Here is a 12639-nt window from a genome sequence, read left to right on the forward strand (position 1 = left end):
CGTCCCCGTTCGCACCCGTTCGCACGTGTGCGCGCGCACTCTCGTCGATCACTCTAGCGACCGGCACCGACAGCCCCAAGTCCGGGGTTGCACGTGCAATGCGACTCACACGGTCACGAGTTGGGCACTCCCACCGCCGCGGACGGCCTGATCGGGAGCCTGTTGACCGGGCGGCCCGTGGCTGCGCGGACCGCCGAGGCGATCGCCGCCGGGGTCGTCACCACCGGGACCGCGCTCGCCGCCTTCGCGCCGAACGGGGCCACCACGTCGCGCTCCTCCACCAGCTTGACGATGCGGACCCTCGGGGCGTCCAGCGCAGTCGGCAGGGCATAGCCCGTCAGGTCGGGATGGCGGACCAGGCCGGCGACCGTACGGAGGTTCTCCGTCAGGGCCGCGCCCAGGCCCTGGGTGACGCCCGCTTCGATCCGGGCCTCCAGGCGGCGGGGGTTCAGGACGCGGCCGACGTCCTGGGCCACCGCGAGCTCCACCACCCGTACCGAGCCCAGCTCGATGTCCACGTCCACCACCGCGCGGATCGCGCAGAAGGCGAGGCCCACGAACGCGTCGCCCTGGCCGTCCGCGTCCAGCGGCTCCGTCGGGTGGGGGCGGCACTGGGCGGTCGCCCAGAGTTCCTTGCCCGCCATCGCCTCCGCGACCGACATCGAGAACGCGCCGTCGTACGAGGTGATGCGGCCGTCCTGGATCTGCAGGAGCTCGGTGGACATGCCCAGCTTGTGGGCCATCGGCTGCAGCAGCTGGGTGCGGACCATCTTCGCGGCCCGCTCCACCGCGCCGCCCGACACCCACGTGTGCCGGCCGTGCGCCGACGGGCCGGCGGGCGGCTGGTCGGTGTCCACCGGGGCCACCACCACTTCGTCGACGCCCAGGACCTCCTGGACGATCTGGCGCGCCAGCGTGCCGAAGCCCTGGCCGGTGTCGACCGCGGCGCAGATGACCGTGGCCGCGCCGCCCACGACCTTCACCGTGGCGGTGGAGACCTCGTCGGCGCCCTCGGCGCCGAGCATGTGCACCATGCCGACCCCGTAACCGACACCGCGCCGCACCGCACCGGGCTCGCCCGCGCCCTCCGGGCCACCGGGCAGCAGCCACTCGTCCTCGGGGGCGTCCTTGGGCAGCGCGGGCAGTTCGAAATCGCGCACCGCGCGGAGCAGTTCGGCCACGGGGGCCGGGCAGGTCACCGTCTGGCCCGTCGGGAGGAGGTCTCCGGTCGCCAGGACGTTGCGCAGACGCAGTTCGGCGCCGTCGATGCCGAGGGCGGCCGCGAGCTTGTCCATCTGGCCCTCGTACGCGGCGCACACCTGCATGGCGCCCTCGCCGCGGACGTGGCCCGACGGCGGGTTGTTGGTGCGTACGACCCAGCCCTCGACGAAGGCGTGCGGGACGACGTACGGGCCGCAGGCGAAGGCCACCGCCGCGGCCAGGGATTCCGCGGAGGCGTCGGCGTACGCACCCGCGTCCATCAGGATCTGCGCCTCGACCTTGACCAGACGGCCCTCCGCGTCCGCGTGGTGGCGGTAGCGCAGCAGGGTCGGGTGGCGGTGGGTGTGGCCGAGGAAGGACTCCTCGCGGGTGGCGGCCAGTTTCACCGGGCAGCCCGTGCGCAGCGCGAGCAGGCCGAGCGGGAGCTGGAAGGCGGCGTCCTCGCGGTCGGCCGTCGCGCCCGGCACGCCGGTGACGACGACGCGCACGCGGTCCGGTTCCAGGCCGAAGCAGGCGGCGGCCAGGTCGCGGTCGGTGTGCGGGTCGGTGGAGGCGGTGTAGAGCTCGACGCCGCCGTCGGGGCGGGGCACGGCCAGTCCGGCCTCGGCGCCGATCGGGGCGGGGTCCTGGCGGCCGATCCGGTACAGGCCCTCGACGACGACTTCGCCGGTGGCCTCCGGGTCGCCGTAGCGCAGCGGGATGTGTCGGATCAGGTTGCCGTCGGGGTGGAGGGCGGGGGCGCCGAAGGACTGCTCGGGGTCGGTGACCGGGTCGAGGAGCTCGTACTCGACGGCGATCGCTGCCGCGGCGAGGCGGGCGGTGTCGGGGTGGTCCGCGGCGACGGCGGCGATGGGCTCGCCGTGGTGGCGTACGACGTCGTGGGCGAACACCGGGCGGTCGGCGATCCGGCGGCCGTGGGTGGTGGCGCCCGGCACGTCGGCGTGGGTGACGACGGCGCGCACGCCGGGCATCTCCGCGGCGGCCTTGGTGTCGATGGAGAGGATCCGGGCGTGGGCGTGCGGGGAGCGCAGCACGGCGGCCCAGAGCAGGCCCTCGGCCCACAGGTCGGCGGCGTAGGGGAAGGTGCCCTCGGTCTTGGCGCGGGTGTCGGTGGCCTCGACGGAGGCTCCGATGCCGCGCGGTGCCTGCGGCTGTGCGGCGTCGGGCGCGCCCGGGGCCGCCATGGCCGTCACCGTGGCGTTCACGGCGGTCGTCGCCGTCGCCGTCGCCGCGTCCTGCCCGCTCACACCGTGCCTCCGTGGTGGATGCCGCCCTCGCCGGGCGCTGCCTGGTGCGGGATGCGCGGCTCCGGCGCGCCCTCGCCCTGGCCCTGAACGTGCCCGTGCCCCGGTTCCGGGGCCTGTGCCGCTGCCGCGGCCGCTGCAGCGTCCGCGGACGCTGCCGACGCGGCCTCGCGCCCTGCCACGACCTCGCGCACGGCCTCGACGACCCCCGCGTAGCCGGAGCAACGGCAGAGGTTGCCACACAGCGCTTGGCGGGTCTCCAGCTCGCTGGGGGGCGTGGTTGCCTTCCAGCAGGTCATGGATGGTCATGGCCATGCCGGGTACGCAGAATCCGCACTGCACCGCACCCGACCTGCACAACGCCTGCTGCACGTCGGAGAGTTCCCCCGCCCGCCGCGAGGCCCTCGACGGTGCGGACCTCACTGCCGGCGGCCGTGGCCGCCGGGACCAGGCAGGAGGCGACGAGCCGGCCGTCGACCTGCACGGCGCAGGCGCCGCACTCGCCCTGGGAACAGCCGTCCTTGGCGCCGGCGAGGCCGAGGCGCTCGCGCAGCACGTAGAGGAGGGACTCCCCGATCCAGGCCCCGGTGACGGGGCGGTCGGCGCCGTTGACGCGCAGCACGTAGGAGGCGTGGGGGTGCTCGTGGTGCACGTCGGCGGCGGGCCGGGGCTCTTCCGCGTACGCCGGCACCTCGGCCGGGACCCCTTCGCCGGTTCCCTCCGGCGGGAGCTTCGCCGCGCTGTCGGCGGTGTCCGCCACCGGCGTGGACGCGACCGGGACCTCCCCGCGGGCAGGGGCGGCCCCGGCGGGCGCCGAGCCCTCGGCGTCGGCGTGGTCCGGTGCGGGCCCCCGGCCCGCTTCGGCGAGGCCGGGGCCGTCCGCCGGGGCGGGCTCGGGCTCGGCGGTGTGGCCGGCCGGGGCGGGCTCGGGCTCGCGCTCGGCGCGCTCCGGCGCCTGCCCGAAGGCGGCGAAACCGTGCCCGTCAGTGTCCGCGGGATGCGGAGGGTGCACGGTGTGCCCGGTGTGCCCGGTGTGTCCGAGGTGCGCGGCGTGTTCGGGGTACGCGGCCGGGTCGGAGTGCCCGCCGTGTTCGCCGTGTTCGGCGCTCCCGAAGAACGCGGCGTGCCCGCCGTGTTCGGCGTGCCCGCCGTGAGCGGGCTGGGCGAAGTGCTCCGGCTCGGCCGGCTGCGCGGCATCCGCGCCCGGGGCCTGGACATGCGCCCCACCGAAGGGGTCCGCACCGCCGGCCGCCGCGGACGGCTCCTGCGCCGGGGCTCCCGGGTGCGGCCGCTCCCCCGCGTGTGCCGTCGCCGCGGGTCCGTGCGCGGCCTCGATGTCGTGCGGCGCCCGGTGCGCGGGCTCGGCCTCCTGCAGCGCGGTCCCCACGCCGGGCCCGCCCAGCACCCGCGGCCCGCGCCCCGCGACGCCCACACCGGGCCCGCCGAGCAGGCGTCCGGCGGCGTGCGCCGTGGCGGCTGCGGCGGCCGAAGCGGCGGCGGCCTCGTCCGTGCCCGGCAGGACACCGGCGTCCTGGGCCTGCGTCCGGGCCTGGCCCTGGTCCGGCCCGGCGGCCGGCTGCTGCTGCGTCAGGTAGGCCCACGGTGCCGGGGCACCGCCGGGCAGGGTCGCCGGGGCCTGGCTCCAGTCCGCGTCCAGGCTGCCGCCCGTGCGGAAGTCGCCCTGCTGCCGGGCGGGGTCGGAAACGTCCCACTGGCCGGTCGCCGAGGGCGCCTCCGCGGGCTCGCGCACCGCGTCGGGGAAGCGCCACTCCGCCGTCGCGCCCGGGTCGCGATCCGGGTCGTGATCCGGGTTGTGATCCGGGTTGTGATCCGGCGCGGAGTCGGGCTCGGACTCGGCGAACGCGGCGGCCACCGACGCCGGGATGGGGATCGTCGCGGGGATCGGCCCGCCGACGGACCCGCCCGCCGGACCGGCAGCGGAACCGGACCCGGAAGCCGCACCCGCGCCCGCGGAGGCCCCCGACGCGTCCCCGCCCGTCTCCGGCCACTGCGCCGGGACCGCCCACGTGCCCGTGGCCGCCGGGTCCGTACTGGCCGAGCCCAGCGGCACGATCATCGGCGGCGGTACATAGCCGTGCCCGGGTGCCGCGAGCGGCTCGCCGGTGCCGAGCGCGTCCAGCATGTCCTGCGGCAGCTTCACGAAGGCCGTGGCGTCCGAGTCGTACTCGCCGCCCTGCGGGACCGGTTCCCAGCCCCAGCCCGCCGTGCCGTTCCCCTGGGTCACGTTCTCGTTCTCGTTCTCGCTCATGAGGTCAGCGCCCTTCCGAGGGCCCTGCGTGCCAGTACCGCCACCGTCCGCCGCAGGTGCAGTACGCCGGGAGCCACCGGCTCCCCCTGGTCGGGGACGCAGGCGGCCGCGACGTACTCGCCGAAGGCCTCCAGGGCCTCGGGGGCCAGGTTCCGCCCGCCGTCCCAGTCGATCAGCGAGGCCACCCACTGCTCGGCCTCCAGCGGCCGCAGCGGCATGGGCGCCACGGCGCCGATCGCACAGCGAACGCCGCGCCGGGCCGGGTCCAGCACCAGGCCGACGGACGCCACCGCACGCCCCGGGCCCGTGCGCCCGGTGGCCTTGAGGAACACCTGCGGGGCGTGCAGCAGCGGCACCCGGACGAAGCCGATGAGTTCGCCGGGCCGCAGCATCTCCCGCCCGGCCAGCAGGTGGGAGACCGGGATCTCGCGCTGCCCGTCCGGGCCGGCGATGACCAGTACGGCCTCCAGCGCGGCCAGCACGGGCAGCGCGTCACCAGTGGGCGCCGCGGTGGCGATGTTCCCGCCGAGGGTGCCGGCGTTGCGGATCTGCGGGGGCCCGGCCGCGCGCGCGGCGGCCGCGAGCGCGGGGATCAGGGCGGCGAAGTCCGGACGTCCCATCCGGGCGTGGGTGAGGCCCGCGCCGAGCAGCGCGTGGCCGTCCTGGTACTGCCAGCCGCGGATCTCGTTGATCCGGCCCAGGCCGACGAGCGCGGCGGGCCGCAGGAGCCCGGCGTTGACCGCGGCCATGAGGTCGGTGCCGCCCGCGACGGGAACGGCGGCGGGCATGGCGGTGAGCGCCGCGACGGCCTCGTCGAGCGAGGCCGGCAGCGTCACGGACTGCGCCGCCTGCCGGCCCTGAGCCCCCTGGGGTGAATCAGGTGCGTGCGGTGCGTGCGGTGCGTGCGTGGTCAACCCAGCTGCCCCTTCCCGATGTCCCGGTCCTGGCGCTCACGCCTGTCCGCCGTACGGTACGTGCTCACCGCCGGGACGTGGCAACTCTGGCACATGTTCCGGGCCGCCCGGCGCGAGGGTCCTCCCCGTGCCCCGCGGTCACGGTCGGTGTCCCGTACGGGGTGGAGGGCCCGGTCGCACCGCCTTCGACAGCGACCCTCCCCTATTGCCCGGTTTTACCCGTATAGCGGGAAATCGAGGCAGAGTTCCCGACCCGTCCCCCTGCCGTTCAGGGAGGCCGCTCCGCCCCCGTGTCACACGTTCGGGGGCGGGCCCTCGACGGGGCGCCCGAGCACGCCGGGCCGCCGCTGCCACGGCAACGGGCCGCCCGGCGGCCGGTAGCCGACACCTTGGGCGTCCAACCGCCCGTAGTGCGCGTCCATGCGCGCCTCGAAGTCCGCGAAGTCGCGCTCCTCGGGCGCCGGCTGCCATGACCACACCACCTCCGCGAAGGCCGCCAGCCGCGGGAACACCTGGTAGTCGACCCGACCCTGGTCCTCCGTCACCTCGGTCCACAGGTTGGCCTGGGCGCCCAACACCCGGGCGGCGGCCTCCGGCGACAGCTTCGGCGGCACCGGCTCGAAGCGGTACACGTCCTCCAGCGAGCGGACGTATCCGATGGGCATCGGCTCATCCCCGCCCGCCGCCTGACGGTGGTCCAGGTACACCTGCTGCTCGGGGCACATCACCACGTCGTGCCCGGCCTCAGCGGCGGCGATCCCGCCCGCGTAACCGCGCCACGAGGAGACGGCCGCGCCCGGCGCGAGCCCGCCCTCCAGGATCTCGTCCCATCCGATCAGCCGCCGCCCGCGTTCGGCGAGCCAGGTGTCGAAGTGCCGGATGAACCAGGACTGCAGCCCGTCCTCACCCTCGACGCCCAGCTCGCGGATCCGCTCCTGCGCGGCCGGGGACGCCTTCCACTGCGCCTTGGGGCACTCGTCGCCGCCCACGTGGACGAAGGGCGAGACCTCCGCCGGGAACAGCTCCAGCACCTCCTCGAAGACCCCCTCGTAGAACCGCAGCACGGCCTCGGTCGGCGCGAGGACGTTCTCGCAGACGCCCCAGTCGTCCCAGACCCCGAGCGCCGCGGTGTCGACCACGTCGGTGTTGCCCAGTTCCGGGTACGCGGCGATCGCCGCCTGCGAGTGCCCCGGCAGGTCGATCTCCGGAACCACCCGGACGTGCCGCTCGGCGGCGTACGCGACGATCTCGCGGATGTCGTCCTGGGTGTAGAAGCCGCCGTGCGGGGTCTCGTCCCACAACGGCGAGGCCCGGTGGCCGCGGCGGCTGCGGGCCCGCCAGCCGCCGATCCCGGTCAGTCGGGGGTGGCGCCCGATCTCGATCCGCCAGCCCTGGTCGTCGGTCAGGTGCAGGTGGAGCACGTTGAGCTTGTGGGCGGCGAGCAGGTCGATGTAGCGCAGCACGCCGTCCTTGGGCATGAAGTGCCGGGCGACGTCGAGCATCATCCCGCGCCAGCCGAACCGCGGGCCGTCCGCGACGCGGGCGTGCGGCAGGCTCCACGTCCGGCCGGGCAGTGGGGCCTTGCGGTACGCGTCGGGCCCGAGCAGCTGCCGCAGGGTCTGGGCGCCCCAGAACAGCCCGGCGGCCGTGGCCCCGGCCAGCTCCGCCCCGCCCTCCGAGATGTCGATCCGGTACGCCTCCGGACCGCGGTCGTCCGCCGCGTCCGAGTCGATCCGCAGCCGCAGCTCCGCGGCATCCCCCGCCCCGGGGGCGGCGGCGGGCAGCGCCCAGCCGGTGGCGGCTCCGAGCTCCCGCCGGATCCAGCGGGCGACGGATCCGGTGCCGGGCCCGGCGTCGAGGACGGGCTCGGGTCCGAAGACGAAGCGGTGCCCGTCCCCGTCGGGGAGCAGCACCCGGGGTGCGGGGATCAGGCCCGTGCGGATCCGGTCCATGCGTCAGCCCTTCGCGACAGCCTGTTGCGCCCTGCGCAACACACGTTCCGCCGGGTGCTCGTCGCGCCGACCCTAACGCGCCCCGAAAGCACGGAAAAGGCCCCCGGCCGCACCGTGGTGCGCCGAGGGCCCGGTCCCGCGAACGGGAGGAGGAACGGTCGGACCTACTTGTCCTTGCCGCCCTTGTCCTTGTCCCCGCCGGGACCCATGGACTCGTAGATCTCCTTGCACATGGGGCAGACCGGGTACTTCTTCGGATCCCGGCCCGGTACCCAGACCTTGCCGCAGAGCGCGACGACGGGGGTCCCGTCGAGCGCGCTCGCCATGATCTTGTCCTTCTGGACGTAGTGGGCGAAGCGCTCGTGGTCGCCGTCACCGTGCGACACCTGCGGCGTCGGCTCTACGAGGGTCCCCGTGCCAGTCCCGCGCTCGGGCTCAAGAGTGCTCATGGAACCCAGGGTACTTAACCCCGCGCCCGTCAGTTGAGCGACGGGTCGTCCGGATAGGTGGCGACCATCGCGAGTTCGCTGCGCTGGCGGCGCAGCACCGACCGCCACAGCCGCTCCGGGTCGGGTGAGGACACGTCCCCGGGCTCCGACTCCACCACGTACCAGGCGCCCTCGCCGAGCTCCCGCTCCAGCTGGCCCGGCCCCCAGCCGGAGTAGCCGGCGAAGATGCGCAGGCCCCCGAGGGCCGGGGCCAGCAGCTCCGGCGGCGCCTCCAGGTCGACCAGCCCGATCGCCCCGTGCACCCGGCGCCAGCCGAGCGGCCCCTCCTCGCCCGGGATGACGGCGAGCCCGAGAGCCGAGTCCAGCGCCACCGGCCCGCCCTGGAAGACCACGCCGGGGGCACCGGCCAGGGGCGCCCAGGGCTGCAGTACGTCGCCGACGCCCACCGGGGTCGGCCGGTTGAGGACAACGCCGAGCGAGCCCTGCTCGTCGTGGTCGAGCAGCAGCACCACCGCGCGGTCGAAGTTCGGGTCCGCGAGGGCGGGGGTGGCCACGAGCAGCCGCCCTGTGAGGGAGGACACCTCGGTCATGCCGCCATGATCCCCCACATCACCCCTTCGCGGGGAGCGGGCGGGCGGATCGGACCGCCCGCAGTTCAGGGCGCACAGCGGCGGCGGGGAGCGCGCACGGACGGAGCAGCCGGAACGCGACACTCCGCCATGTGGTGGATACGGAGGGTGTTGTACCGAATTCATGACAGTCCTACGGCCACGTCACCCTTACGAACAAGGGGGTGATGGCCCTTACCCTTTTCCCTGATCCCCCTGCCCACCCTCTCCGGAACGCGAGATTCATGACCGGCATCAGTGACGATGTACTGCTTGTCCACGGCGGTACCCCGCTCGAGGGCGAGATCCGTGTCCGCGGTGCGAAGAACCTCGTGCCCAAGGCCATGGTCGCCGCTCTGCTCGGCAGCGAACCCAGCCGGCTGCGCAACGTTCCCGACATCCGTGACGTGCGTGTCGTGCGAGGTCTGCTCCAGCTGCACGGGGTGACGGTCCGCCCCGGCGAGGAACCGGGCGAGCTGGTGCTCGACCCCACCCACGTCGAGAGCGCCAACGTCGCCGACATCGACGCCCACGCGGGCTCTTCACGCATCCCGATCCTCTTCTGCGGGCCCCTGCTGCACCGCCTCGGCCACGCGTTCATCCCCGGCCTCGGCGGCTGCGACATCGGCGGTCGGCCGATCGACTTCCACTTCGACGTGCTGCGCCAGTTCGGCGCGACGATCGAGAAGCGCGAGGGCGGCCAGTACCTGGAGGCCCCGCAGCGGCTGCGCGGCTGCAAGATCCGCCTGCCCTACCCCTCCGTCGGCTCGACCGAGCAGGTACTGCTGACGGCCGTCCTGGCCGAGGGCGTCACCGAGCTCAGCAACGCCGCCGTGGAGCCGGAGATCGAGGACCTCATCTGCGTGCTGCAGAAGATGGGCGCCATCATCTCCATGGACACCGACCGCACCATCCGGATCACCGGTGTGGAGCGGCTCGGCGGCTACAACCACAAGGCGCTCCCGGACCGCCTGGAGGCCGCTTCCTGGGCCTCCGCGGCCCTCGCCACCGGCGGCAACATCTACGTGCGCGGCGCCCAGCAGCGTTCGATGATGACCTTCCTGAATACGTACCGGAAGGTCGGCGGCGCCTTCGAGATCGACGACGACGGCATCCGCTTCTGGCACCCCGGCGGCCCGCTCAACGCCATCGCGCTCGAAACGGACGTGCACCCCGGCTTCCAGACCGACTGGCAGCAGCCGCTGGTCGTGGCCCTGACGCAGGCCTCCGGCCTCTCGATCGTCCACGAGACGGTCTACGAGTCCCGGCTCGGCTTCACCTCGGCGCTCAACCAGATGGGTGCTCACATCCAGCTGTACCGCGAGTGCCTGGGCGGCTCGGCCTGCCGCTTCGGCCAGCGCAACTTCCTGCACTCGGCGGTCGTCTCCGGCCCGACCAAGCTGCAGGGCGCCGATCTGGTCATCCCCGACCTGCGCGGCGGTTTCTCGTACCTGATCGCGGCGCTGGCCGCCGAGGGCACCTCCCGGGTCCACGGCATCGACCTGATCAACCGCGGCTACGAGAACTTCATGGAGAAGCTCGTCGAGCTCGGCGCGAAGGTCGAGCTTCCGGGCGGCGACCTCGTGTAACCCCCGCCGGTCCCGCGCGCCGCACTCCGCGTACGGACGGCGAAAGCCCCCCGGCCCCCACAAGGGCCGGGGGGCTTTCGCATGCCCGTCCGCGGCCCGTCGGCGGCCCCGGGCCCCGGATCAGCCCCGAGGGGCCCTAGGGGGCCCTGCGGGGCGCTGCGGGGCGCTGCGGGGCACTGACATGCCTCGCCCCGGTAGCGCCCGGATGGGCGGACAGGCGGAAGGGCGGCCACCCCGCCCGGGGGTGGCCGCCCTTCGCCGTTCCACGTACTGCCGCGTCCCTGCGGTGCTCGGCATCCGGAAGGCCTCTGCGGCCCCCGGCGCCGGGGCAGGACTACTTGCCCTTGGCGGCTTCCTTGAGCTTGGAGCCCGCGGAGACCTTCACGCTGTAGCCGGCCGGGATCTGGATGGGGTCGCCGGTCTGCGGGTTGCGCGCGGTGCGAGCGGCACGGTGGGTGCGCTCGAAGGTCAGGAAGCCGGGGATGGTGACCTTCTCGTCGCCCTTGGCGACGATCTCGCCGACGGTCTCGGCGAGCGCGGCCAGAACGGCGTCGGCGTCCTTGCGGGTCACCTCGGCGCGCTCGGACAGAGCGGCCACCAGCTCACTGCGGTTCATGTTGTACTCCCGTGTTCAACTTGCCTTAGAGGCGTGAGATCGAAGCCGATGCTGCCAGGGCCCTAGGACAGTCCCCGGACCCGGGTCTGAACGTCAGACCCTCTCGCCCGGTTACGCATCCTGCCCCCACCAGCGGCGGGAAAGCGAATCCGGCACCCGCCGGGGTCACACGAAAAGCGCCACAGTCACGCCCCGGTGACACTCCGTCCGCACCCGAGGGATGCGAACAGCGGAGCACGTTGGCATCCCCGCAACCCTAGAGGCGGCCCAGCGGGCCCGCATCTCGCGACGCGCCGGGGATCAGGGAGCCGTGAGGCCCGTCACAGACCCGTTCTGCGCGGCCGAGGCGGCCTTGCGGACGGCGCCGGCGACCGCTCCGGCGACCTTGTCGTTGAACACCGACGGGATGATGTAGTTGGCGTTCAGCTCGTCCTCGCCGACGACATCGGCCAGCGCGGTCGCGGCGGCGAGCATCATGCTGGTGTTCACGGTGCGGGACTGGGCGTCCAACAGGCCGCGGAAGACACCCGGGAAGACCAGGACGTTGTTGATCTGGTTCGGGAAGTCGGAACGGCCGGTGGCGACCACGGCGGCCGTCTGGCGGGCCACGGCCGGGTCCACCTCGGGGTCCGGGTTCGCGAGCGCGAACACGATGGCGCCTTCCGCCATGGCGGCGACGTCCTCGCCGGACAGCACGTTCGGAGCCGAGACGCCGATGAACACGTCGGCGCCGACCACGGCCTCCTTCAAGGTGCCCGTGTAGCCCTCGGGGTTGGTGTTGTCCGCGATCCAGCGCAGCGGGGAGTCCACCGCGGCGTCGACGAGGTCGGGACGGCCCGCGTGCACGACGCCGTGGATGTCGGCGCTGACGGCGTTCTTCACGCCCGCCGCGAGGAGCAGCTTGAGGATGGCGGTGCCGGCCGCTCCAGCGCCCGACATCACGACCTTGACGTCCTCAACTGCCTTGCCCACCACGCGCAGCGCGTTGGTGAGGGCCGCGAGCACGACGATCGCGGTGCCGTGCTGGTCGTCGTGGAAGACGGGGATGTCGAGGGCCTCGCGCAGCCGGGCCTCGATCTCGAAGCAGCGCGGCGCGGAGATGTCCTCCAGATTGATGCCGGCGAAGCCCGGGGCGATGGCGCGGACGATCTCGACGATCTTGTCGGTGTCCTGGGTGTCGAGGCAGATCGGCCAGGCGTCGATGCCGGCGAAGCGCTTGAAGAGGGCGGCCTTGCCCTCCATGACGGGCAGCGCAGCCATCGGGCCGATGTTGCCCAGGCCCAGCACCGCGGAGCCGTCCGTCACGACTGCGACGGAGTTGCGCTTGATGGTGAGGCGGCGCGCGTCCTCGGGGTTCTCGGCGATGGCGGTGCACACGCGGGCGACACCCGGGGTGTAGACCATCGAGAGGTCGTCACGGTTACGGATGGGGTGCTTCGACGACATCTCGATCTTGCCGCCGAGGTGCATCAGGAACGTACGGTCGGAGACCTTGCCCAGGCTGACGCCCTCGATGCCGCGCAGCTTCTCCACGATCTCGTCGGCATGCGCGGTGGAGGTGGCGGCGATGGTGACGTCGATCCGCAGCTTCTCGTGGCCCGAGGCGGTCACGTCGAGGCCGGTGACCGAACCGCCGGAGGACTCCACGGCGGTGGTGAGCTGGGAGACCGCGGTTCCGCTCGCGGGCACTTCCAGCCGGACCGTCATCGAATACGAGACGCTGGGCGCCGTTGCCATGGCCGTGTTTCCTCTTCTGTCCCTGGTTCGCTTCACACAC

The 12639-nt window shown here is 73.9% G+C and carries 8 protein-coding genes and 1 pseudogene; 1 reads left to right on the forward strand and 8 read right to left on the reverse strand.

Features of this window, described 5'->3' with window-relative positions:
- Positions 1-113: 113 nt before the first annotated feature.
- From R4Z63_RS11845 to R4Z63_RS11870, 6 genes and pseudogenes are all read right to left on the reverse strand, one after another.
- Positions 114-2405, reverse strand: a complete 2292-nt coding sequence (locus R4Z63_RS11845; RefSeq protein WP_384446235.1) for a xanthine dehydrogenase family protein molybdopterin-binding subunit — start codon at positions 2403-2405, stop codon at positions 114-116.
- Between the two features lie 59 nt (positions 2406-2464).
- Positions 2465-3111: pseudogene (locus tag R4Z63_RS11850) on the reverse strand ((2Fe-2S)-binding protein); the annotation flags it as partial.
- Positions 3112-4730: 1619 nt separating this feature from the next.
- Positions 4731-5648 (reverse strand): FAD binding domain-containing protein, encoded by a 918-nt coding sequence (locus tag R4Z63_RS11855; protein WP_384446187.1) that lies wholly within the window; start codon positions 5646-5648, stop codon positions 4731-4733.
- A 293-nt stretch (positions 5649-5941) separates the two neighbouring features.
- Positions 5942-7600, reverse strand: coding sequence for a beta-N-acetylhexosaminidase (locus R4Z63_RS11860; RefSeq protein WP_384446189.1), 1659 nt, complete (start codon positions 7598-7600; stop codon positions 5942-5944).
- Positions 7601-7764: 164 nt separating this feature from the next.
- Positions 7765-8049, reverse strand: a complete 285-nt coding sequence (locus R4Z63_RS11865) for a DUF3039 domain-containing protein (protein ID WP_030010729.1) — start codon at positions 8047-8049, stop codon at positions 7765-7767.
- 29 nt (positions 8050-8078) lie between these two features.
- Positions 8079-8639 carry a YqgE/AlgH family protein gene (locus R4Z63_RS11870; protein ID WP_384446191.1) on the reverse strand — a complete coding sequence of 187 codons (561 nt, stop codon included), beginning with the start codon at positions 8637-8639 and terminating at the stop codon, positions 8079-8081.
- A gap of 263 nt (positions 8640-8902) precedes the next feature.
- Between R4Z63_RS11870 and murA the strand changes: the two genes are divergently transcribed.
- Positions 8903-10246, forward strand: coding sequence for a UDP-N-acetylglucosamine 1-carboxyvinyltransferase (murA, locus tag R4Z63_RS11875; protein ID WP_030771691.1), 1344 nt, complete (start codon positions 8903-8905; stop codon positions 10244-10246).
- Between the two features lie 334 nt (positions 10247-10580).
- On the opposite strand, the gene R4Z63_RS11880 is transcribed toward murA, so the two are convergent.
- Both R4Z63_RS11880 and R4Z63_RS11885 read right to left on the reverse strand, forming a co-directional pair.
- Positions 10581-10862, reverse strand: a complete 282-nt coding sequence (locus R4Z63_RS11880; protein ID WP_007264399.1) for an HU family DNA-binding protein — start codon at positions 10860-10862, stop codon at positions 10581-10583.
- Between the two features lie 300 nt (positions 10863-11162).
- A complete protein-coding gene (locus R4Z63_RS11885; RefSeq protein ID WP_037923270.1) occupies positions 11163-12599 on the reverse strand; it encodes an NAD-dependent malic enzyme in 1437 nt (478 codons plus the stop codon).
- Positions 12600-12639 lie beyond the last annotated feature (40 nt).

The organism is Streptomyces sp. PL-29, from assembly GCF_058344425.1.

Coding starts and splice junctions, on each gene's coding strand:
- R4Z63_RS11870 (WP_384446191.1), bottom strand. CDS start 8,639: ATGACCGAGGTGTCCTCCCTCACAGGGCGGCTGCTCGTGGCCACCCCC.
- murA (WP_030771691.1), top strand. CDS start 8,903: ATGACCGGCATCAGTGACGATGTACTGCTTGTCCACGGCGGTACCCCG.
- R4Z63_RS11880 (WP_007264399.1), bottom strand. CDS start 10,862: ATGAACCGCAGTGAGCTGGTGGCCGCTCTGTCCGAGCGCGCCGAGGTG.
- R4Z63_RS11860 (WP_384446189.1), bottom strand. CDS start 7,600: ATGGACCGGATCCGCACGGGCCTGATCCCCGCACCCCGGGTGCTGCTC.
- R4Z63_RS11865 (WP_030010729.1), bottom strand. CDS start 8,049: ATGAGCACTCTTGAGCCCGAGCGCGGGACTGGCACGGGGACCCTCGTA.
- R4Z63_RS11885 (WP_037923270.1), bottom strand. CDS start 12,599: ATGGCAACGGCGCCCAGCGTCTCGTATTCGATGACGGTCCGGCTGGAA.
- R4Z63_RS11845 (WP_384446235.1), bottom strand. CDS start 2,405: ATGGCGGCCCCGGGCGCGCCCGACGCCGCACAGCCGCAGGCACCGCGC.